Below are 22,772 nucleotides of genomic sequence, written 5' to 3'. Positions count from 1 at the left end.
GGGCAACAACATGAACCAACAGGCACTGAAGGAAACATTGAAACTGACGGCAGATGTACTGGTAATCGGCGGAGGTCCGGCAGGAACATGGGCGGCACTTACAGCCGCAGCCAAGGGAGTGAAGGTGATCCTGGCCGATAAGGGCTACTGCGGCTCCAGCGGTGCGACTGCCCCGTCGGGCACTGGAGTGTGGTACGTGAAGCCGGAGACGGAGCTGCGTGAGGCAGCGAAGGCCAGCCGCTACGCGATGGGCGGCAAGCTGGCTGAGCAGCGCTGGATGGACCGGGTGCTGGACCGTACTTATGAGAACATGAACAGACTGGGTGTCAGCGGCTATCCGTTCCCGTTAGATGAGGAAGGCAATCCATACCGGCGGGGCCTGCAGGGACCTGAATATATGCGTCTGATGCGCAAGCTGGTGAAGAAGGCAGGGGTGAAGATTCTGGATCACAGTCCCGTGCTGGAGCTGCTCGCCGATGAGCACGGGGTAGCCGGAGCGGCCGGAGTGCAGACCCAGAACGGAGCAGCCTGGAGTGTGCACGCCGGGGCGGTAGTTATCGCTACCGGGGGCTGCGCCTTCCTCAGTAAGGCGCTGGGCTGCAACGTCCTGACGGGTGATGGTTACTTATTCGCTGCTGAAGCAGGGGCGAGCTTGTCCGGCATGGAGTTCTCCAACGCCTATGCGATCTGCCCGACCTTCTCCTCTGTGACGAAGACCGCGTACTACAGCTATGCCAGCTTCTATTATGAGGACGGCAGTGTGGTGGAAGGAGCGGGCTCCAAGAAGGGCCGCTCGGTCATTGCCAGGAATCTGCTGGCGGGCCGCCAGGTGTTCGCGAAGCTTGACGGAGCTGACGAAGAGCTGCAGCCGCTGCTGCGGGTGGCGCAGACCAACTTCTTCCTGCCGTTTGACCGGCGGGGAATCAATCCCTTCAAGGATCTTTTCCCGGTAACTCTGCGGCTGGAGGGGACCGTCCGGGGGACAGGCGGCATCAGAATCACGGATGAGCAGTGCGGTACAGGCGTTCCTGGCCTGTACGCAGCAGGGGATGCCGCTACCCGCGAGCTGATCTGCGGCGGGTTCACCGGAGGCGGCAGCCACAATGCCGCCTGGGCCATGTCTTCCGGCTCCTTCGCCGGAGAAGGAGCGGCAGCCTATGCAGCCGGACTCGGCCGGCATTCGCAGCACCGCGCACCCGCCGGGTTATCCTCTTCACCGCTGGTTCACCAGGAAGTGAAGGCGGGAGCGGCGGCCAGAACCGCAGAATATGTGGAGGCTGTGCAGGCAGAAGTCAAACCGTACGACATTAATCTGTTCCGTACAGAGCAGGGGCTGGCTTCTTCGCTGGAACGTCTGGACGGACTATGGAAGGAGCAGCGCAGCCGGGAAATCCAGCGTACGCCGGGAGGCGTGAAGGCGCGTGAAGCTGAAGCGATGACGGCAACGGCACGCTGGATGTACAGCTCCGCACTGGCCCGCACCGAAACCCGGGGAATGCATAAACGGGAGGACTTCAAGGCAAGCGATGACAGCCAGCATCACCGCTTGATCAGCGGCGGACTGGATCAGGTATGGGTGAAGACAGAAGAGGTAGCGAAGGAGAGTGTATTGTTGTGATTGAAGTCATCAGCGCCGAGCGGTGCGTAGAATGCAACCAATGCGTATCCGTCTGTCCGACCAATGTATTCGACCGGGTAGAGAACGGAATTCCCGTGATCGCCCGGCAGAGCGACTGCCAGACCTGCTTCATGTGTGAGTTATATTGTCCGGTGGACGCGCTGTATGTCGCTCCGGATTCTGAGGGGATTACCGGAATTACAGAGGCGGAGCTGGAGCAGCAAGGTCTGCTTGGCGGCTACCGCGAGAAGGTAGGCTGGGGCAAGGGCAGGCAGCCGGTAGCTAGTCATGACTTCATGGTGAAGCTGGCGGCCCGGGCAGGATTCTGATTTCTGATAGGCATTAACAACATCCAGTAGACGACTGAGGGGAGAATACAGCAATGAGCAGATTGTACAGAGAGATTACAGGTGTATGGAGCAAAAGGGGACGCCTCACGCTGATTACAGCTGTGGTGATGATCATGCTGGTCCTGCAGGCTTGCGGCAATAATACGGGGAGCAGCAGCTCCGCAGCAGGCAGTGGGGGTACCAATACCGCTGAAGCGGCTGGCGGTAAGGCTGCAAGCAATGTTCCGGCCGTGCTGAATTACGGATTCATTGGCTCCAATAAGCTGAATCTGCCGGGAGGCGCGGAAGGCTGGGGCCTTTACAAAGGCATTATTCAGGAAGAGCTGAAACAATACGGAATTACCGAGGTCAAGCTGACAGGCTTCCCGAACGGGCCGGATCAGACGGAATCCTTAATCAGCGGAAGACTTGATTTCGGCAGCCTCGGGGATACCCCAGCGATTATCGCCTACGCCTCAGGAGCCAAGACCCGGCTGATCGCCCAGACTTCAGCGCATACGGTCGGTTATCTGATCGGCAAGAAGGACGGGGCGAAGACGGTGCAGGACCTGAAGGGCAAGACGATCGCGATCCAAAAAGGCTCGTTTATGCACCGTTACGTAGTCGGCTTGCTGAAGCAGGAGGGCGTAACTGATTATAAGCTGGTTCATATGCTGATTCCCGATGCAAGCGCAGCACTGGCCCGCGGCGATGTAGATGCGATCACCAATAACGGTGTGGCGGCGCTTAAGCAGATTGAGCAGGGGTACACCCATTTGGATGATGCTTCGAAACATCCGGATTTGCTTGGAAGCAGCGCTACCGTAGTGTCGGAGGAGTATCTTGCGAAATTCCCGGATTTCCCCAAGGTCTGGAATGCGGCCCGGGAGAAGGCACTGGCCGACCTGAAGCAGCATGAAGATGAATATTATGAATTCCTGGCCGAGATCGGAGATACCACCCCGGAAATCGCGAAGCAGGTCACTCCGATCAGTGATATCAAGGATACAGCCTTCACGGATGACGGCATCAAGTTGCTGGAGGGCACCAAGAACTTCCTCGTCGATGAGAAGCTGGCCAAGAAGGATTTCAATATCAGCGATTGGCAGCTCAAGTAATTTGACACCGTTCTTCGAGGTCTTCACCGAAGCTTGCCGCGGCAAGTAGCAAGAGATAGGCAAGCATGTCCACAGGTGTTCCGCAGCTCTTGCCGGCCGCGGAACATTTTTTGTATACAATCGCCTCTGACTGACGGGTGCATGTTCTTATACGCATCGGCCGTGCCTAAGTAATATGAAATAATTAGGGCAATACTAGGACCACGCCGATACATACAGGAGCAGGCCAAGCTGCTGCAGAAAAATATAAATATATACGAAGCCCCCCGGTTGAGATTATACTTAAGTGAACGACCATTTCTTCAGCAGACATGAGCTTCTCCCCAGACCTACACACATAGACACTAGAATATAATGCTGGAGGAACTTGAATGAGCACTACAGAACTTACTAGCCAACTTTCCAGTTATACAGGAAGGCTGCTGCGGGAACGCTTCGGGAAGGGACCTGAGTCGATACACGCATCCATTGGCGAGCAATGTATCGCGCTGCATATCCGTAATTTTATCGGACCTGTGGAGAGGTTTTTGTTAAATAAGGAAGAGGAACAGGCATTCCGTTACACTAGGGAGCTTCTGATGAAGTCCCTGCTTCCCGAGCTTGCGGCTTACCTGAAGGAGAAGTTGGCTATTGAGGTCGGAGAGCTGTTCTATGATTGGGGCATACATAACGCATCGGGAATGATCGTTGCACTAATCAAGAATGACGATACGCTCATCGACAACTATGCCGGGCGTGAAGAGGTCCATGCCCAGATTAACGAAGTAAGCAGGAAAGTGCAGAAGGAACCGGTCTATACCGACTCCTGGTGGGTGGGCCCCCGCATTCTGATCATTAAGCGTGAGGGCATTCTGATCCCGCTGGAGAAGGAACTGATCAGCCTTGGCTATGAGAATACACTCAAGACCACCAAGCGCAAGATGGAGAAGCGGTATCTGGAGGATACCACCACCATCGCCCCGATGCTCGGCAAGGAGCTGTCGGATATCTATGTGGATTGGGACTTTGACAAGGACACCAGTGTAATAGCGTATACTTTTCTATGAATAACCATATATGAGGCGGAAATGAGCCGGACATGCGAATGAGCCGGACATGAGCCGAAGAAGGGGGATGAGTCCCTTTCTTCGGTTTTTTTATTTTCTGTCTATCCGCGGCAGGTGGTGCTGTGACTTTTAGGAGGATAAGCCGGATGGAGGAATATAAGCGGACAGTCCTGTATGTGGAAGATAATCAGCTTAACATGGCTTTGGTATACCATATCTTCAAAAGAAACCTGCCCTCCGTATTGCTGCTGAAAGCTGAAACGGCGGAGCTTGGTTTGGGCCTGGCCCGGGAAGCTCTGCCGGATCTGATCATCCTGGATATCGGGCTTCCCGGCCTTAACGGATATGAAGCGCTGGAAATATTGCAGCAGGATGAGACGACATGCCATATCCCGGTGCTTGCGACCAGTGCGTTTGCCCAGGCCTCGGATATTGAGAGGGCACGCAAGAAAGGCTTTGCCGCTTACATCACGAAGCCTTTTCAGGTTAAAGCGTTCACCGACACTGTGAAAAGGCTGCTGAACAGCGAAGACTGAAGCACATCTGTGCTTACTGCAACAGGGAATCATCAAAGACGGGGAACTGGGGAGAGCTCTGTCTGGCAGGTGGTTCACCAATTTGTGACAATGATTTGACATTCGCCCGATTATACAAGATATTTATATTGCAGATTTAATATAAATTTATTGCAGTAATCACTTCACGAACGGGCGGTGAGTCTTATGCTAGAACAGCGTACGGAAATGTCTTCTCCATGGGAACAGGCATTTAGGACAGGAACTGCCGGAGCAGCCTTTCTCTCCATTACTGAAGAATGGACAAGTGTGAATCCGGCGGTATCCCTCTTGCTCGGGTATACGGAAGAACAGTTGCTGGGACGCGGCTTCACAGAATTAGTGGAGGAGAGCTCCCTTCAATTATATAAGAACAGAATGGGGATTCTGCGGTCAGGGGAAGCCCCTTTTTGTGTATTTGAAATTAGGATGGTCCATGCGGACGGCTCTGCAGTTCCGGTGCTGCTGCATGTGACACGGATCAGCGAGCCTTCGACGGGAGAGGGGCTGTATTACGTTGTTCATCTGGGCGAACGTACGGCTGCCGAATCCGGAGGGAAGTCTGCCGCCCCGCCTGAGGGGCTGTCCCGGCTGATTGCCGACAACATCCGGGACATTATCTATTATGCTGCGCCGGGCACAGTCTGCCGGTACTGCTCGCCGTCTGTCCAGGAGATTCTGGGGTACAGGCCGGAGGAATTAGTAGGGCGTGACCTCAGCACCCTGGTCCATCCCGAGGATATGGAATGGATCAGTACGCCGGAGGCTCTGGAAGAGCCCAGCGTCCAGCTGCGGATTCTTCATGCGGACGGACACTACCTCTGGATCGAATTCACCCTCAGGATTGTGGAAGACGGGGGCGGGGAGAGCGGCGTGCTGGCCGTGGGCCGTGATGTGACCGGGCGCAAGGCGGTCGAGCAGAAGCTGCAGGAAACCATTGAACGGTACACCTCGCTGAAGAAGTATAACCACGATGCCATCATCTCCCTGGACCTGGAGGGGCGGATTATTAACGGGAATGAAAAAGCCGTGCTGCTGACCGGGTATACGATTCCTGAGCTGGTGGGGATGAATGTCGGGCGGATTATCGGCGAACAGCATCTGCAGAGTGTGACCGGCACCAGCCAGAAGAGCGGGTCCATGGAGCAGGATATTGATCTGATCTGGCATAAGGACGGGCACTCGGTCGAGGTGCTCACCACTCTGGCGCCTATTATTATCAACGAGTCCACCGTGGGCTTCTATATTATCGTTAAGGACATTACCGAGCAGAAGAAACTGCTGATCGCCAAGGAGACCGCCGAGAATACGAACCGGGCCAAGAGCGAATTCCTGGCCATGATGAGTCATGAGATCCGCACCCCGATGAACGGGGTCATCGGCATGACCGATCTGCTGCTGGAGCAGAGTGAGCCGGGCTCCCAGCAGCGGGAGTATCTGGAGCTGATCCGGCAGAGCGGAGAATCCCTGCTTAATATCATTAACGATATTCTGGATCTCTCCAAGATTGAGGCGGGCAAAATCTCACTGCAGTCCGAGCCGTTCGTGCTGCAGCACTGCCTGGATTCCGCCCTGGAGCCGCTTAAGCTGAAGGCGGAGAGCAAGGGGCTGGCCCTCCGGGTTGAGGTGGACCCGGAGGTGCCGCAGCATCTGATAGGTGACGGGGAGCGGCTGAAGCAGGTCCTGGTTAATCTGGCCGGCAACGCCGTGAAGTTCACCTGCACAGGCAGTATCCGGGTCAGCGTCCGGCGTCTGGACGGAGGCCCGGCAGGCTTAACGCTGCAATTCACTGTGGCGGATACGGGAATCGGCATTAAGGAGGAGGCCCGCGGCCGCTTGTTTGAGCCGTTCTACCAGCCGGATCATCTCATGAGCCGCCGGGCGGAAGGGACAGGCCTGGGGCTGGCGATCAGCAAGCAGCTTGTGGAGCGGATGGGCGGCCGCATCTATCTGGATACCACGGCCACTGAAGGGGCTACGTTTGTGTTTACCGTGGCGCTTCAAGCAGAGGCGGAGCCTGCTGACAGCACAGACGCGGCCGCACCTGAGGTACAGCCGGCCAGCCGAGGGCTGCGCATTCTGGTGGCGGAGGACAATGCCATTAACCAGACCGTGCTGCGCACCATGCTGGAGAAGCGCGGATGCGCCGTTGACTTAGCGGAGGACGGGCTGCAGGCCGTAGCGATGGCTGCGCAGCAGAGCTATGATCTGATCTTCATGGATGTCCAGATGCCGGGCCTGAACGGCCTGGAGGCGACAGCGAAGATCAGGGAGAGCGAAGCGGAGGACCGCCGTCCGGTCATCATTGCCGTGACAGCCAATGCGCTCAAGGGCGACCGGGAGCTATGCCTGCAGGCGGGGATGGACGAGTACATCAGCAAGCCGCTGAGAAGTGAAGCTGTCGGGAATATGCTGGCTAAATTTTTCTGAAGCCTGCGAACAGGAAGCTGTTCACCAATTTAACACAATTACGCATTAATGCTGCAATGCATCGCTGTAAGGTCTTGCATGTGGCCGTTTTTTTGATTAAGATAGCAGAAACTCGTGTATGAAATACACCGATATACCATGAAATGACAATGACGAAGAGAGTAAGCACTGTATAGCGGATCTTAACAGGGAAGGTGTGCCGGAGACTGAGAGCACCCTCATGAACCGCGCGTGCCGAAGTTCACTTCCGAGTCGGCCCCTGAAGTATCCTGCTGCAGCAGGTATGGGTAGGGCGGCCCGCCCCCTGCGTTAACGGGTTGAAGATAGAATGAATCCCAGGCATATATAAGTGCGCCGCCTGTAGCTGCAATCTCAGCAGGATTCATTTCTGAATAAGGGTGGTACCACGGCTCCTCGTCCCTTGCGGCGGGGGGCCTTTTTGCGTTCGTTTATAGGGTTAATCATTAATTACACAAGGGAGTGTCAAGAATGAGCAATATGGAGCTAGAGGATCTGAGAACAAGATTGGACGAGATTAACGCCCAGCTGCTGGAGCTGATCTCGGAGCGTGCCGGAGTTGTGCAGGAGATTGGTGTTCTCAAAGAGAAGCAGGGGGTGCCGAAGTTCGATCCTGAACGGGAGAAGGCGATGCTGGAGAAGCTGGTGGCGAGCAACAAGGGGCCGTTCACCAGCGGAACGATCCGCACGCTGTTCAAGCAGATTTTCTCTGCTTCACTGGACCTGCAGAGTACGGAGCACAAGAAGTCCCTGCTGGTTGCGCGCAAGAACCATACCGAGGATACCGTTATCTCCCTTCCGGGGGGAGTCACTGTCGGCGGCTTGTCGTCGCTGATGGTGGCCGGGCCGTGCTCGGTAGAGAGCGAGCTGCAGACCCGCACCGTGGCGGCCGCCCTGCAGAAGGCAGGCGTGAAGGTGATGCGCGGCGGAGCCTTCAAGCCCCGTACCTCCCCGTATGATTTCCAGGGTCTGGGGATGGACGGACTGAGAATTCTCCGTGAAGCGGCGGATGAATACGGGCTGCTGACCATCAGCGAGATTGTCGACCCCCGCCATATTGAAGAGGCGCTGGATTATGTGGATGTGATTCAGGTCGGCGCGCGGAATATGCATAACTTCGAGCTGCTCAAGGCGGTAGGGGAAGTGAACAAGCCGGTGCTGCTGAAGCGCGGACTCTCTGCTACGCTGGATGAATTCGTCCATGCGGCCGAATATATTATGTCGCGCGGCAATATGGAGATTATGCTGATTGAACGCGGCATCCGCACCTACGAGAAATCGACGCGCAATACGCTGGATATCTCCGCAGTGCCGATTCTCAAGCAGGAATGCCATCTGCCGGTGCTGGTGGATGTTACCCATTCCACCGGCCGCAAGGATATTCTGATTCCGTGCGCCAAGGCCGCCCTGGCCGCCGGAGCTGACGGGATTATGGTGGAGGTGCATCCTGACCCGGCCACTGCCTTGTCCGATGCCGCCCAGCAGCTCAACATCGAGGAGTTCAACACCTTCTTCAATGAAGTGAAGGCATCGGGCCTGTATCGTTAGACCGGAAATAGGGAGAAGCTGTATTCAGTTGGCAGTAGGCTGTTTTTGGAGCGATTGGGCTTCAGAAGCAGCCTTTTTTAAATATATAAATTTAAACCATTCAATTCCTCTTTGGAAAAGGATTTTCAAAAAGTTTGTCGAAATTTTCCGGGAGAGGGACATTTGTCATTGCTTATTCGGATGGCCCTACTATAACCACGCAATTGTAATGCGCGAAAGGGAAGGCCTCCATGTTTTCTTTTATCAGGACCCGATTGATTGCCCGTATTCTCTGTGTTATGACCGCAGTAATTCTATGTATTACAGCGGGCAACGCCGCCATTCAATGGGCGAATACCGGCTCAGCGGTCAAAGACACGATCAGCAGCTACAACATGAGCATCGCCAGCCACTATGTGACACAGATAGATCCTGGCCGCTATAAGCAGTTCCTGGCCGATCCGCAGGAGTCGGACCTGTACTGGGCGCTCCGCGATGAGCTGGACCAGTTCCGTAAGTCGATTGGGGCGCGCTATGTGTATTTTGTCCGGATTGATGAAGCCCGCCAGCCGCTGCTGATGATTGACGGCAGACCGCAGGGGGACCCGCTGGCCTCGGGGATCAATGAAGCTACGGATATGCCCGCTGCTGCGGTGCAGTCGGTGCTTGCCGGTGAGAATGCCAGTACGCCGCTGATCCGGAATCCTGAATACGGGGATTATATCTCGGCATTTGTTCCTATGAAGGACACTGGCGGCAAGCTGGTCGGGGCGCTGGGGATTGATACCGATGTTGCGGTCCTGAGTACGCTGACCCGGGATGTCCTGATTCAGAGCCTGCCGCTCTACAGTATTATTCTGGCCTTGTCGCTGGGTGCGCTCGCGGTGCTGGCCTGGTTCGTCTCCAGGTCGCTGCGTCCGCTGAAGACAATTACGCAGAGCGCAGGCGCTATGGCCGGAGGGGACCTTGCCGGGGCTGCCCGTATTCTGGGTACCCGTCCGGTCACCTCCCGGGATGAGATTGGCAGGGCTTATCAGGCGATGCTCCAGATGTCGGGAGACCTGAATGCCAGAGTGCGGGGAATGGTGTCCGGGGTGTCCACCGCGTCCGACAGTCTCTACAGCTCCTCCGCGACCTTCACCAGGAATGCCGGTGATGTGCTGCAGATGAGCGAGACGGTCAGCGGCAGAATCAGCGATATTGATGCCGGTGCTCACTCGCAGACCGAAGGGGCGCAGAGCAGTGCGATCGCCATGAATGAGATGGCGCTGGGTATCTCGCGGATCTCGGAGTCCTCGGCGGCGGTCTCGGAATCCGCAGCCCGGGCGCTGGACATTGTCCTGTCCTCCCAGACCGCGATGAACCATACGAATCAGCAGATGCAGTCGATCTCGGTATCCACCGGGGAGACCCTGGATACTGTGCTGCTGCTGCAAGGCTATACGGATGAGATTGAAGGCGCGCTGGCTGCGATCCGGCAGTCTGCAGACCAGACGAAGCTGCTTGCGCTGAACGCCTCCATTGAGGCGGCGCGTGCAGGCGAGCATGGCAGAGGCTTCACGGTCGTAGCCGGTGAAGTGCGCAAGCTGGCGGAAGGCTCCGCAGCAGCCGCCGAGCAGGTGACCGGGCTGCTGCAGCAGATCAGCCAGGCTTCGGCAAGCATCGGGGTGCAGATGTCAGGAGCATCTGCTGAGGTGCAGGAAGGGGTGCGGATGTCCGCTGAAGCGGAGGCCTCTCTTATGGAGGCGGCCACTGCCTTCCGTGAGGTAGCCGGACAGATCATCGATGTGTCAGCAACTGCTGAGCAGCTGTCCGCCGGTTCTGAGGAGGTTGCCGCGGCGGTGGGCAGCATGGCGGATATCGCCGGGGAGGCCGCCGAGCAGACCCGGGAGATCCGTGAGCTGACCCGTCTGCAATTGGCGAGAATCCAAGAAGTCTACGAGGCTTCGCAGACGATCAGCACCAGTACCGGCGAGCTGCGGGAGGCCATCCGTCAGGTGAATGTATAGGGGCTGTTCCGGCCGCCAGCTTTCCAAAGCGTCCCACTATTGGTATGATTACAAGGGATGCTGAATCCATTACCGATTAGATGGAGGAATTAATGATGAGTGACACGACAATATCCGGGATGATCGACCATACGCTGCTGAAGGCAGATGCCCGGAAAGACGATATTATCAAGCTTGCCGAAGAAGCCAAAGCCTATAAGTTCGCCTCGGTCTGCGTGAATCCGGCCTGGGTCTCCACCGCCCATGCCGTGTTGAAGGATACACCGGAGGTTAAGGTGTGTACGGTGATCGGGTTCCCGCTGGGAGCTTCTACGCCGGAGACGAAGGCTTTTGAGACAGCGGATGCGATTGGCAACGGTGCCGGCGAAGTGGACATGGTCATCAACATCGGCGCGCTGAAGGACGGGGACAATGAGCTGGTGAAGCGGGATATTGCGGCTGTAGTTGAGGCGGCACGCGGCAAGGCGCTGACCAAGGTGATCATCGAGACCTGCCTGCTGACCGAAGAGGAGAAGGTCCGTGCCTGCAAGCTTGCTGTCGAAGCGGGCGCAGACTTCGTGAAGACCTCTACCGGATTCTCTACCGGCGGTGCGACGAAGGAAGATATCGCCCTGATGCGGGCAACGGTCGGACCGGAGATCGGCGTGAAGGCCTCCGGCGGTGTCCGCAGTGCTGAGGATGCGATGGTAATGATCGGCGCAGGCGCAAGCCGGATCGGCACCAGCGGCGGCGTAGCCATCGCGAAGGGCGAGCAGAGCCAGAGCGGTTACTAAGCAGAATCAAGCCAGATTAAGAAACGGCTGCGGCCTCCTTGAGTTCAACCTTCAAGGGAGCCGCAGCCGTTTTGTGTTTAGAGGAAGTAAGGGAGGTGGATTTACTCCAACTATTAAAGAACATATGAGTGCTGCCGTTCCACTATATAAATTAATTGTATTTAAGAGTACTTAACAAATTAATAAAAGTTATATAAAAAGGATATATAACCATAGCACCCATAGCAAGGAGCCCATGCACTGGAGGAACCATTTCAGCAGGATTCACATTTGGCCATATTGTGGTAAAAACAAATACGAAAATGGCGAAGTATGGCAGCCACAAAATTGCCGTGAAATAATTTAATTTAGATTCTTTAAAATGTTTGTTGGTATAAAAAACGAAGAAAGTCGTGCCTAATATAAAAAATATTATATTAAAAATTGAGACCAATCTATTTGTAAAAACGAAATCTAAACCAGTTGTCCTACTCAGTCTATTTACATTCCCCATTAATTGCAATTCAATGAATAATAATAAAGCATACATACAACTGATATTATTCAGCTTTAGCATAATTAGCCCCCTCACTCCATTTCCATATATATTTTAGGCGGACAATTTTATGAGTGATCTATGGTTGAGGGGGAAGGCTGTAAGCAAGCATTATTGAAGACTGATTTCCAGGGAATAAAAGATGTAACCTTGGCTAAGATCAACAGGCCTTTGACAATATGAAAAAACAAGGACACTGTGAGTTTTATCCAGGTCCTTGTTTTTTATTATACGTGGGCCAAATATATGCGAAAAAAAGAATACAAGAGGTGCCGCAGAGATGAAGTATAGGCCCCATGCTCCCCAGCCAGGACCATTTTAGAGAAATCCTGCAAAAGGTGCAACAATACTGCTCAATAAAAGCGGTTTGTGCCGAAATCCTGCACGAAATGCAACAAAGTAAGCGCTAACTTGCTCCCTGCAATGGAATTTGTGCAAATAATGCAACATTCTACCACAAATCAGTAACAGTTTTAGAAGAATCCTGCAAAATATGCAACAATGCTCCCTATACAACTGGTCGGTGAGAGAGAAATAACTGGATAGGCCGCGAGCCCCCTAAACCAGCCCCTTATCCATCGCCTTGCCGATCAGCGTGGCGAACAGACTGTTGGACCAGGCGAACCATTCGCGCGAGAAGTCGGCCGGGTTATCGGGGTGGAAGCCCTCATGCATGTAGCCGGTATCGGCATCGGTGCGGATCAGCATATCGATCAGCTCCTTCATCTCCGCATCATTATCCGCCGTCAGCGCCTGCATGGACAGCGCCATATGCCACACATAACCGCCCGGTGTATGCGGACTGCCGATGCCCTTGGCGAACTTGCCCTCGAAGTAGAAGGGGTTGTCGAAGCTGAGCGCGAACCGGCGGGTATTCTGATAGATCTCATCCTCCACGCCCACATAACCAATATAAGGAATGGACAACAGTCCCGGGGTTCCGGCATCGTCCATCAAGGAGTAATTGCCGTAGCCGTCCGTCTCATAGGCGTAAATTCTGCCGTACTTCGGATGGTTCACGATGCCGTAGGTGCGGATGCCGAAGTCGATCTCCTTGCGCAGCTTCGCGGCCCGGGACGCCAGCAGCTCATCCTGATAGACCTCACTGGCCATCTCGCGGATATAACCCAGAATCACTACAGCGAACATGTTGGAAGGAATATTGTAGCCGAATTCGCAGCTGTCATCGCTCGGGCGGAAGCCCGACCAGCTCATCCCGGTATAGTTAACCGGCATTCCCCGGCCGTCATTCTGCAACGTCTCTGTATCCTTCAGCGTCTGGCGGATGAAGTGGTAGGGAGACTTCTCTCCATGGCGCTGCTCGGTCTCTATAGTATTTACAATGGAGGTCAGCGCCTGGTAGCAGGCGGCATCGAAGATGTCGGTCTGCTCCGCTTCCTTCCAGTACATATAAGCCAGCTGCACAACGAAGCACAGGGAATCCAGCTCATATTTGCGCTCCCACATCCACGGGTTCAGGTTGCAGTCATCCGTATCCCGGTAATGCTGGCCGCTTGCCGTTTCATTGAAGGCATTGGTGTAAGGATCAATATTCACATAGAACATCTGGCGGGCAATCAGGCCGCGGAGAATCCGCTGTAATTCAGGGTCATGCTTGGCAAAAGGAATATAGTGCCGCACCTGCTCCGTCGAGTCCCGCAGCCACATGGCCGGGATATCGCCGGTGAATACGAAGGTCGTGCCGTCCTCCAGCAGCTTGGTTGTGGTCTCCAGTGTGTTCGGGAAGCAGTTGTGGAACAACTGCTGGAGTTTCGGGTGGTGCGCAAGCCGTTCGTCGGCCTCGTTCAGATAAGCGGTAATGGAAGCTGGCAGGTTCATCGTGTAACTCCTCCTGGCATAGTGAATTTAGCGTGGTACAGTTTGCAGGGCGCAGGTGACAATCCGGGCTGGACCAATGGAACTGCGGAGCGTGCCCTCATCCATAGCCTCCCGGTGCTTCCGCCGTTCCAGAATATCACTGGCATATACAGCCTCCACGGGAAAATGCGGCGTCAGCGCGAGCTCCTGCTCGGCGCCGGCAAGATTGAACCAGCGCAGAATGATGTCTTCATGGTCTGCGGACATTTTGAAGGCGGACAGGGCCAGAGTGCGGCCCTGCCATTCCAGCGGCTGATAGACGGCAGGGAGATGGCCCTCCTGCCAGCCGGTCTGGACCGTGAACCAGGGCGCCTGGTACTGATACGCCCAGGCACAGGCCTCTGTCCAGTCCGTATCCCCGGCAAAAGGACGGACCGCGAATTCCACGGTCTGCTCGCCCAGGCACTGGGCCTCCGGTGTAGGGAACACGCCCCAGTCGCCCAGCTCCGATACGCTGCGCAGCAGGGTGACAGCAATGGTATTGCTGCCGTCACGCAGCACCTCATATTCGTTCAGCCCCTTGTTGGCCGCCAGCAGTCCGGCATGGCCGTCCGATACGCTGACATAAGCCTGCTGATGCTGGGCGTTGCTCGGGTTAATCCAGTCCGCAGCCGGCTCAATCTCGCGTTCGGCAGCCTCGAAGATGGAGTCAGCCCGCAGCGTCGAGGCGGCCAGCCCGGCAGGGAACAGGACGCGCAGCCGGTGGTCCTTGGCCTGATTATTGAACGCCGCCGACACCTGAACGCCGGTTCCGTTCGCCTCCAGGCTGAGCCGGGTCACGATCCGCAGCGGAGCCAGCTCCGTAGAGCGTCCGGCCTTGCGCTGCCGGAACGGCACCATTCTGCGCTTCTCATCCTCGAACGAAGCATCTGCGGAGGCTGGAATGGACCATTCATGCACGATTTCATACGTGATGCGGTAAGGCTCATGCTCAGCCAGCGTGATGTGGGCGGCGAGGCCCTTGGTCGTCAATGCGACATCTTCGTCCGGCTGGCGGAACACGTATTCATTGCCGATATCGCCGCAGTTCTCATAGACACCGAGCGCTCCAAAGATGGTGCCGGTGCGCTTGTCGGCTACATCATAAGAGCCATCCTCGCGGATGCGGACCGCAAGAAAGTCATTCTCCATACCCTGCTCCAGCAGCTTAAGCGGACCCTCAGTAACAGCCCCGGCAGATTGACCCGCCGACACTTTTACCCAGGCGTAGGTGCTGTACCCAAGCGGCGGCACCTGCGCAGCCTCGAAGGTCAGCCGGACCATCCGGGCCATATAAGGCTTGCGGAACTGGTCGTCCGGCAGCTCATAGCCGAACCGGGTGCCCAGATCCTCCGCCCGGCAAGCCACAGTCTGCCCTTCCGAATCGAGCAGCCGGCCGTTCTCTAAGTCAAGCGGAAGCTGATCCAGAGCTTCGGCAATCGCCGCCGGATTCGGGCCTTCCTTGAAGTACCGCTTCGCGAAGATCACCTCCACGCTGACCGTTCCGCTGCGCTCCCAGCCGGTAGTATTGAACACCGTCACCGGCAGCGCAGAGTCACCCCAGGCCGCCACCTTCCAGGTGCCAATCTGTGCGGAGACCGCTTTCAGGCTGTCTTCAATAATAGCCTCACCGGCATGGCGGCTCTTGTCGAAGCGGCTGATCATCTCGCGGTGGACCTCGTCTACACTGCAGCCGCAGATGCTGTCATGCGGATGGTTCTGCATCAGCGTCTTCCAGGCATAGGTCAGCAGCGCATGGGGGTAAGCCTGCCCGCTGACCAGATAAGCGAGTGCCGCCAGCGGCTCGGCGCCCTTCTCCAGCAGCGTCTGCCCCCGCTGGTTCATCTGCTTCAGATAGACCCGGGCAGAGGCGGTATTCACCAGCGTGCCCCAGCCGTCTGTATGCTGGCTGCGCAGCTCGCCGTTCACCGTGACCAGATCCTCCGGCAGCGAAGGCGCAAGCGCCTTCAGATACTCCTCGAAGCTGGAGTGGACGAAATCGGTATCCGGGTACAGCGCCCGGGCCGTCTCCAGCGCATCGGCGAGATCGCGCTGCACCGGCTGGTGGTCACAGCCGTTCATGAACAGCAGCTCGGGGGTGGAGGCGTACTTGCCGGCATCGGCCAACTTTTTGTCCCAGAAGACCTTGGCCTCCTCTGCATCTGCTGGCACCTCATTGCCGTTGCTGTACCAGTTCGCGAAGAGCAGGCCCAGCACCTTAGACCCGTCAGGGGACTGCCAGTACATCTCGGAATAAGGCGATTCATAGCTGGCGCTGTTCAGCTCGCCGACCATATTATCGAAGCCCGTCGGCTTCACGCCGCGGCCGAACACCGCAGTCTCAATGTCAGCCTGCCGGAGCAGCTGAGGGGCTTGGCCCATATTGCCGAAGGAGTCGGGGAAGTAGCCGAGCTTCGAGATCACACCATACTTCGCCGCGTCCTGATGGCCGGTCAGCAGATTACGCACATTGGCCTCGGAGCTGGTCAGGAATTCATCCTGGAGCACATACCAGGGACCGATGATAATCCGGCCTTCGCGGATGAACTGCTCCAGCTGCTCTTTTTTCTCAGGGTGAATCTGAAGATAGTCTTCGATTATAATGGTCTGCCCGTCCAGGTGGAAGGAGCGGTAGCGCTCATCCTTCTCCAGCGTGTCCAGCAGCTCGTTCATCAGCTTCGCCAGCAGCACATGATGACGCTCATAAGGCATGTACCATTCCCGGTCCCAGTGGGTGTGTGAGATCAGGTGGGCGGTAGTGCGGGTCATGACGTAACCTCCTAGTTGACAGTCGTTTGTTGTAGCGTTGGCATTCGTAGCAAATGTTTGCATACCTGTGCGGGGATCACAATATGTAACTTTTGCAGCGGGCAGAAGGGTTCATAATTCACACATTTACGGCAACCGGCCCGCAGCAGCCTGTTCAAGCTATTCAGCCCGTAAGCCCCGCAGCGGCGCGGTTTTACACTCGGTTAACATGACAATGCACAACCTACATATTTACGGTGTCAGCTTAGTTTCACTACACTTTTGGATGTAAGCGTTAGCAGGAGGGGCCTTCACAAGAATGCGAAGCGGATACAAGATTTGCTGTAATGAAAACTAACATAGAGAGGAGTGGGAGAATGAAGGGGAACCAATCCCTGGGTAAAAGAATCCGGCAGAACTGGGAGCTCTATCTGTTCATGCTACCCGCATTACTGTATTTCCTCATCTTCCATTATGGTCCGATGTACGGGATTCAGATTGCCTTCAAGAATTTCGTACCATCCAAAGGAATTATGGGCAGTGACTGGGTGGGCTTCGATCATTTTGAACGGTTCTTCAATTCCTATTTCTTCTGGGATCTGCTGTGGAATACGTTCAGCATCAGCTTCTACGAGCTGGCGATCGGATTCCCGCTGCCGATTATTCTGGCCCTGGCCTTCAATGAGGTCCGCAACGGCCCCTTTAAGAAATCGGTCCAGACTGTAACCTATGCGCCGCATTTCATCTCGGTGGTGGTCATGGCGGGTATGATTATTACCTTCCTGTCACCCTCCAGCGGAATGATTGTCCGGCTGATTGAATTCCTGGGCTTCCAGCCGGCGCAATTTCTGACCGATCCGGCCTGGTTCAAGACCGTGTATGTCTTCTCGGGCGTGTGGCAGAGCACCGGATGGGGGACGATTATCTACCTTGCGGCGCTGTCGGGCGTAGATCCCCAGCTGCACGAAGCGGCCATAATGGATGGGGCCAGCCGGATGAAGCGGGTGCTGCATATCAATCTGCCGACGATCATCCCCACCATTACGATCATGCTGATCCTGAATATGGGGAACATTCTGGGTCTCGGCTTCGAGAAAATCCTGCTGCTGCAGAATTCGCTCAACATGGAAGCCTCCGATGTCATATCCACCTATGTGTACCGGGCCGGTCTGGTGAATGCACAATACAGCTTCTCCACGGCGGTCGGCCTGTTCAACTCGGTGGTCAACGTAATTCTGCTGGTTACCGTGAACCGGATTGCCAAAAAGACCAGTGAGAACAGCCTCTGGTAGAAAGGAGTTGAAGTCTTTGGTTACTGCGATAAAAGAATCCAGGGGAGATAAGCTGTTCCTGATCAGCACCTACATTTATCTGTGCCTTGCGCTGGTGGTTGTCCTCTATCCGCTGATCTATATCCTCAGCGCGTCCATCAGCTCGCCGCAGGATGTCAATTCGGGGGCCATGTGGCTGTTTCCGAAGAATGTGACCCTGGACGGCTATAAGCTGGTGTTCGAGAATCCGAAGATCTGGAACGGGTATCTGAATACCATCATTTACACAGTGGCAGGCACGCTGCTGAATCTGGCCGTTACGCTGCCTGCTGCGTATGCGCTCAGCCGGTCTGATTTTGCCGGACGCCAGTTATTCATGGGACTCATTCTGTTCACGATGTTCTTCAGCGGGGGACTGGTGCCGACGTATCTGCTGGTGAAGAACCTGGGCCTGATGAACAGCATGGGGGCCTTAATCCTGCCCGTAGCCGCTTCGGTGTGGAATATCGTTGTGGCCCGCACGTTCTTCCAGACCACCATTCCCAAGGAGCTTCAGGAAGCGGCGCATATCGACGGCTGTACGAATCTCAAGCTGTTCATCCGCATTATTCTGCCGCTGTCGGCACCGATTATCGCTGTAATGGCCCTGTTCTACGGGGTGAGCCACTGGAACAGCTATTTCCCGTCCCTGATCTATCTGAACGATGAGGCCAAATATCCGCTGCAGATGGTGCTGCGCCAGATTCTGGTGCTTCAGGAGATGTCGGCCGAGACCACAGGCGCTGCGATCAGCGGCGAGGTGGCGGTCGCGATGAACAACAAGGCGGAGACCGCCTCGCTGATTAAATACGGGGTGATTGTTGTCTCTACGCTGCCGATTGTGGCGGTCTATCCGTTCCTGCAGCGTTATTTTGTCCAAGGGGTCATGATTGGCTCTGTGAAAGGCTAAAGGTTAAAATGTAATGAACCTAAGGGAGGAATTATCAATGCAGATCACACGTAAACCATGGAAGGTTCTGCTGTCTTCGGCTGTGATTGTCGGACTGCTGGCAGGCTGCGGGAGCTCTGGGGCAGATGAAGGCAATGCAGGCAAGAGTACCGGAGAGGCTACAGTGAACAAGGAAGGCTTCCCGATTGTAAATGAACCGATCACCCTGTCCATGATGGCGCCGGATGTGGGCATTCAGAACTGGGAGAACATGCCGGTGCTTCAGCAGATGAAGGAGAAGACCGGCATCACCCTGGAATATAAAAACGCGCCGAAGGACAGCTTCGAGACCAAAAAGAATCTGGTGTTCGCCAGCGGCGATTACCCGGATATTTTCTATGCGGCCGGTCTGACGACTGCCGAGCAGATGAATTACGGTGAGCAGGGAATTCTGATTCCGCTGGAGGATCTGATCGAAGAGTATGCGCCGAACTTCAAGGCTTTGCTTGAGGAGAACCCGGATGTGCGCAAATCGATTACCGCCCCGGACGGCCATATCTACTCCCTGCCGGTGGTGGAAATGAGCCAGCACTGGTACCGCAACCCGATGTGGTATAACGGCGACTTCCTGAAGGCGCTGAACATCGACAAGCTGCCGGAAACGACCGAGGAGCTGTACACCTACCTGAAGCGCGTGAAGGAGGAAGATCCGAACGGCAACGGCATCGCTGATGAGATTCCGATTTCCTCAGTGACGACCGCCGCTGCGAACCTCCGCGATATCCGCACCTGGCTGCTGGGCGCCTTCGGCATCTATGAGGAAGAAATCTATGTAGACGATGCGGACAAGGTCCACTATACGCCGCTGGAAGAGGGCTATAAGGAGTATCTGACGTATATGAACCGCCTGTGGTCCGAGGAGCTGCTGGATCATGAGAGCTTCTCGCAGACGGCGGAGCAGAAGAAGGCCAAGGCGCAGAATAACCGCGTTGCACTCTTTTCCGACTGGCACGCCTATATGACTAAGGGCGGAGAGCCGTCCACGGCAGATCCGATGTTCGCGCCTGTGCGCAGTGAATCCGTTGCCGCTCCGGCAATTGCCAAGAACAGAGGGATTACCACCGGCGCATTCGCCATCACAAGCAGCAATCCGGCGCCGGAAGCCTCGCTCCGCTGGGTGGATTACCTCTATTCCTATGAAGGCGCCCTGTTCTTCAATAAAGGGCCGGAGGGCGTGCTCTGGGAGTACACCGACAAAGACAGCCGGATGAAGCAATACCTGCCCGTGCCGGACGGCAAAGAGATGGAGGATTACCGGGCCACCTTGACGCCGAACTACGGGATTCCTGCCCCAACCCTGTCCATGGATGATATCAACAAGGGGCTGAAGACGGACTTTGACCTGTGGGTGGAGCAGGAGACCAAGCAGAAGCTGCTGGATAAAGGCGCACGGATTCCATTCCCGGCCCTGTTCCTGACGGTGGAAGAGCAGACGGAAATCAGCAGTCTGAATTCGGATCTGAGCACCTATGTGAAGCAGATGGAAGCGAAGTTCATCACCGGCGCTGAGCCGCTGACCGGCTGGGACAACTATGTCGCGACTGTCAAGAAGATGGGCGGAGAGCGTGTAGCTGAGATCAACCAGGCTGCGTATGACCGCTGGAAGACCAACTAAACCAGGCTCGGTGGAAGGGTGCTGTAATCAATGATCTATAAGGATAAAACACGGCCTGTAGCAGACCGGGTACAGGATCTGCTGCAGCGCATGACGCTTGGAGAGAAGGCTGGACAATTAGTCCAGCCTTTCGGCTGGCAGTGCTATGAGAAGCGCCCGGACGGGACGGCCGGGATCACTGAAGCCTTCAAGCGCCGGATTGCTGCCGGCGGTGTCGGCTCCCTGTACGGAACGCTGCGCGCCGACCCGTGGACCGGGGTTACGCTGGAGACCGGCCTGTCCCCGAAGGAGGGGGCGGAGACGGTCAATACGATTCAGGCGTATGCCATGAAGGAGAGCCGGCTCGGGATTCCCATTCTGTTCGGGGAGGAGTGCTCGCACGGGCATATGGCGATAGGCGCTACAGTGTTCCCTGTTCCGCTTGCGCTGGGCAGCATGTGGAACCCGGAGCTGTACCGCGAGATGTGCCGGGCGGTAGCGCTGGAGACCCGCAGCCAGGGCGGAGCGGCTACCTATTCCCCGGTGCTGGATGTGGTGCGTGATCCGCGTTGGGGCCGGACGGAGGAGACCTTCGGCGAAGACCCGTACCTGATTGCGGCGATGGGTGTCGAGGCCGTGAAGGGCCTGCAGGGGGAGCGGCTGGATGCGGAGGATTCCGTACTGGCGACCCTGAAGCACTTCGCCGCCTACGGCAGCTCCGAGGGCGGGCGCAATTCTGCACCCGTGCATATGGGGCTGCGCGAGCTGCATGAGGTCGATCTGCTGCCCTTCCGCAAGGCGGTGGAGGCCGGAGCGCTGTCGATTATGACAGCCTATAACGAGATTGACGGCGTGCCGTGTACAACCAACCGTTATCTTCTGCAGGATGTGCTGCGGGAGCAATGGGGCTTCGAGGGATTCATCATCACGGACTGCGGCGCGCTGGGCATGTTGACGAATGGTCATAACACCGCAGAGAGCGGGGAGACCGCGGTCGTCCAGGCGCTGCTGGCCGGCATCGATATGGAGATGTCAGGCGAGATGTTCGAGCAGCATCTGGCGTCTGCGGTCCGGCGGGGGCGGCTGCAGGAGGCGGATCTGGACCGCGCGGCAGCCCGGATTCTGGAGCTGAAGTTCAGGCTGGGGCTGTTCGACCGTCCTTATGCCGATCCTGAGCAGGCAGAGCAGGTTATAGGCAAGCCGGAGCACAAGGAGCTGGCCCGGCGGATTGCCGGTGAGAGCATTATTATGCTGAAGAACGGCAATGGGACGTTGCCGCTCAGCAAGGAGATCCGCAAGCTTGCGGTGATCGGGCCCAATGCGGATGCGCCGTATAACCAGCTTGGCGATTATACCTCGCCCCAGCCCAAAGGCGCGATTGTTACGGTGCTGGAAGGCATCCGGCAAGCCCTGGGCGGCGGAGCGGACCGGGTAGAGTATGCCCCCGGCTGCCGGATCAAGGGGGATTCCCGGGAAGGCTTCGCCCATGCCCTGGCCTGTGCGGCGGAAGCCGATGCGATCGTGCTGGCGGTCGGCGGCTCCAGCGCCAGAGATTTCGGTGAGGGGACGATTGATCTGCTCACCGGCGCTTCGGTCGTGACGGAGCATTCCTGGAGCGACATGGAATGCGGGGAAGGCATCGACCGCTCCACGCTGAATCTGATGGGCGTGCAGCTGGAGCTGGCGCAGGAGCTTCACAAGCTGGGCAAGCCGCTGGTTGTGGTCTATATCAACGGCCGCCCGATTGCCGAGCCTTGGATTGTAGAACATGCCGACGCCATTCTGGAGGCCTGGTATCCGGGGCAGGAGGGCGGACATGCGATTGCCGATATCCTGTTCGGGAAGGTGAATCCTTCCGGGCGGCTGACGATCAGCATTCCGAAGCATGTCGGCCAGCTTCCCGTGTATTACTACAAGCGGCGGACGAGAGGGAAGCGGTATCTGGAGACGGATTTTCACGCTGAATATCCCTTCGGCTACGGTCTCAGCTTCAGTGAATTCGGGTACAGCAACCTGAAGGTGGAGCCTGCTGTCATTTCTGCGGATGGAGAAGCACTTGTCTCCGTGGATGTAACTAATAAGGGTGACCGGGCAGGCAGCGAGGTAGTACAGCTCTACATCTCCGATCTGGCCTCGTCCATTACCCGGCCCGAGAAGCAGCTGAAGGGCTTCCGCAAAATCAGCCTCCAGCCGGGAGACACGCAGACGGTAACGTTCCGTGTCGGCCGGGAGGAGCTGGAATATGTATCGGCGGATCTGACGCGGATCGTCGAGCCGGGAGAATTCACGGTGATGGCCGGTCCGAACTCCGCCGAGTACCTGAGCGCACCGCTCCAGGTCAGAGAGGAGGGCTAAGC

15 protein-coding genes are annotated in these 22,772 nt (G+C 56.5%); 13 read left to right on the top strand and 2 right to left on the bottom strand.

All coding sequences use genetic code 11. The features are described from left to right. The first annotated feature begins 10 nt into the window (after positions 1 to 10). The 9 genes from MHI24_RS12155 (at position 11) to deoC (ending at position 11,422) form a co-directional block, all read left to right on the top strand. Entirely contained in the window at positions 11 to 1,618 is a 1,608-nt protein-coding gene (locus tag MHI24_RS12155) for an FAD-binding protein (RefSeq protein ID WP_340025874.1), read from the top strand. After that, positions 1,615 to 1,947: a ferredoxin family protein gene (locus tag MHI24_RS12150; RefSeq protein WP_238653109.1), complete on the top strand. Its 333-nt coding sequence runs from the start codon at positions 1,615 to 1,617 to the stop codon at positions 1,945 to 1,947. The genes MHI24_RS12155 and MHI24_RS12150 overlap by 4 nt, the downstream gene beginning before the upstream one ends. A 53-nt stretch (positions 1,948 to 2,000) precedes the next feature. Continuing rightward, entirely contained in the window at positions 2,001 to 3,065 is a 1,065-nt protein-coding gene (locus MHI24_RS12145) for an ABC transporter substrate-binding protein (protein ID WP_340025873.1), read from the top strand. Positions 3,066 to 3,436: 371 nt separating this feature from the next. Further along, positions 3,437 to 4,111, top strand: a complete 675-nt coding sequence (locus tag MHI24_RS12140) for a Na-translocating system protein MpsC family protein (RefSeq protein ID WP_340025872.1) — start codon at positions 3,437 to 3,439, stop codon at positions 4,109 to 4,111. A 146-nt stretch (positions 4,112 to 4,257) separates the two neighbouring features. Next, on the top strand, positions 4,258 to 4,647 hold the full coding sequence (locus MHI24_RS12135) for a response regulator (protein ID WP_340025871.1): 390 nt from the start codon (positions 4,258 to 4,260) through the stop codon (positions 4,645 to 4,647). Positions 4,648 to 4,833: 186 nt separating this feature from the next. After that, positions 4,834 to 7,095 carry a PAS domain S-box protein gene (locus MHI24_RS12130; protein WP_340025870.1) on the top strand — a complete coding sequence of 754 codons (2,262 nt, stop codon included), beginning with the start codon at positions 4,834 to 4,836 and terminating at the stop codon, positions 7,093 to 7,095. Positions 7,096 to 7,584: 489 nt separating this feature from the next. Next, complete coding sequence (locus MHI24_RS12125; RefSeq protein ID WP_340025869.1) at positions 7,585 to 8,661, top strand: bifunctional 3-deoxy-7-phosphoheptulonate synthase/chorismate mutase; 1,077 nt, start codon at positions 7,585 to 7,587, stop codon at positions 8,659 to 8,661. Positions 8,662 to 8,891: 230 nt separating this feature from the next. Next, the gene (locus MHI24_RS12120; protein ID WP_340025868.1) at positions 8,892 to 10,649 is read left to right on the top strand and encodes a HAMP domain-containing methyl-accepting chemotaxis protein; all 1,758 of its coding nucleotides are present in this window, start codon (positions 8,892 to 8,894) and stop codon (positions 10,647 to 10,649) included. A 95-nt stretch (positions 10,650 to 10,744) separates the two neighbouring features. Continuing rightward, complete coding sequence (deoC, locus tag MHI24_RS12115; RefSeq protein WP_340025867.1) at positions 10,745 to 11,422, top strand: deoxyribose-phosphate aldolase; 678 nt, start codon at positions 10,745 to 10,747, stop codon at positions 11,420 to 11,422. A 1,093-nt stretch (positions 11,423 to 12,515) separates the two neighbouring features. Here the strand turns inward: deoC and MHI24_RS12110 are convergent. Together MHI24_RS12110 and MHI24_RS12105 are read right to left on the bottom strand one after the other, a co-directional pair. Continuing rightward, positions 12,516 to 13,796, bottom strand: a complete 1,281-nt coding sequence (locus MHI24_RS12110) for a glycoside hydrolase family 125 protein (protein WP_340025866.1) — start codon at positions 13,794 to 13,796, stop codon at positions 12,516 to 12,518. A 27-nt stretch (positions 13,797 to 13,823) separates the two neighbouring features. Beyond that, the gene (locus tag MHI24_RS12105; protein WP_340025864.1) at positions 13,824 to 16,583 is read right to left on the bottom strand and encodes an alpha-mannosidase; all 2,760 of its coding nucleotides are present in this window, start codon (positions 16,581 to 16,583) and stop codon (positions 13,824 to 13,826) included. 356 nt (positions 16,584 to 16,939) lie between these two features. Between MHI24_RS12105 and MHI24_RS12100 the strand changes: the two genes are divergently transcribed. Genes MHI24_RS12100 through MHI24_RS12085 form a run of 4 tightly spaced genes read left to right on the top strand, consistent with a single transcriptional unit; the run spans position 16,940 to position 22,770 of the window. After that, positions 16,940 to 17,854 (top strand): ABC transporter permease subunit, encoded by a 915-nt coding sequence (locus MHI24_RS12100; RefSeq protein ID WP_340025863.1) that lies wholly within the window; start codon positions 16,940 to 16,942, stop codon positions 17,852 to 17,854. A 16-nt stretch (positions 17,855 to 17,870) separates the two neighbouring features. Further along, positions 17,871 to 18,782, top strand: coding sequence for a carbohydrate ABC transporter permease (locus MHI24_RS12095; RefSeq protein ID WP_340025862.1), 912 nt, complete (start codon positions 17,871 to 17,873; stop codon positions 18,780 to 18,782). 37 nt (positions 18,783 to 18,819) lie between these two features. Then, complete coding sequence (locus MHI24_RS12090; protein WP_340025861.1) at positions 18,820 to 20,436, top strand: extracellular solute-binding protein; 1,617 nt, start codon at positions 18,820 to 18,822, stop codon at positions 20,434 to 20,436. 30 nt (positions 20,437 to 20,466) lie between these two features. Next, a complete protein-coding gene (locus tag MHI24_RS12085; RefSeq protein WP_340025859.1) occupies positions 20,467 to 22,770 on the top strand; it encodes a glycoside hydrolase family 3 N-terminal domain-containing protein in 2,304 nt (767 codons plus the stop codon). Positions 22,771 to 22,772: the final 2 nt, after the last annotated feature.

Source organism: Paenibacillus sp. FSL K6-1096 (assembly GCF_037977055.1).
Classification (GTDB): Bacteria; Bacillota; Bacilli; order Paenibacillales; family Paenibacillaceae; genus Paenibacillus_AQ.
This window is presented reverse-complemented; position numbering and strand designations above follow the sequence as displayed.

Excerpts from the sequence above, each read along its gene's own strand:
- MHI24_RS12085 (WP_340025859.1), top strand. The coding sequence starts at position 20,467 with ATGATCTATAAGGATAAAACACGGCCTGTAGCAGACCGGGTACAGGAT.
- MHI24_RS12145 (WP_340025873.1), top strand. The coding sequence starts at position 2,001 with ATGAGCAGATTGTACAGAGAGATTACAGGTGTATGGAGCAAAAGGGGA.
- MHI24_RS12135 (WP_340025871.1), top strand. The coding sequence starts at position 4,258 with ATGGAGGAATATAAGCGGACAGTCCTGTATGTGGAAGATAATCAGCTT.
- MHI24_RS12090 (WP_340025861.1), top strand. The coding sequence starts at position 18,820 with ATGCAGATCACACGTAAACCATGGAAGGTTCTGCTGTCTTCGGCTGTG.
- MHI24_RS12140 (WP_340025872.1), top strand. The coding sequence starts at position 3,437 with ATGAGCACTACAGAACTTACTAGCCAACTTTCCAGTTATACAGGAAGG.
- MHI24_RS12110 (WP_340025866.1), bottom strand. The coding sequence starts at position 13,796 with ATGAACCTGCCAGCTTCCATTACCGCTTATCTGAACGAGGCCGACGAA.
- deoC (WP_340025867.1), top strand. The coding sequence starts at position 10,745 with ATGAGTGACACGACAATATCCGGGATGATCGACCATACGCTGCTGAAG.
- MHI24_RS12155 (WP_340025874.1), top strand. The coding sequence starts at position 11 with ATGAACCAACAGGCACTGAAGGAAACATTGAAACTGACGGCAGATGTA.
- MHI24_RS12105 (WP_340025864.1), bottom strand. The coding sequence starts at position 16,583 with ATGACCCGCACTACCGCCCACCTGATCTCACACACCCACTGGGACCGG.
- MHI24_RS12130 (WP_340025870.1), top strand. The coding sequence starts at position 4,834 with ATGCTAGAACAGCGTACGGAAATGTCTTCTCCATGGGAACAGGCATTT.
- MHI24_RS12120 (WP_340025868.1), top strand. The coding sequence starts at position 8,892 with ATGTTTTCTTTTATCAGGACCCGATTGATTGCCCGTATTCTCTGTGTT.
- MHI24_RS12100 (WP_340025863.1), top strand. The coding sequence starts at position 16,940 with ATGAAGGGGAACCAATCCCTGGGTAAAAGAATCCGGCAGAACTGGGAG.
- MHI24_RS12125 (WP_340025869.1), top strand. The coding sequence starts at position 7,585 with ATGAGCAATATGGAGCTAGAGGATCTGAGAACAAGATTGGACGAGATT.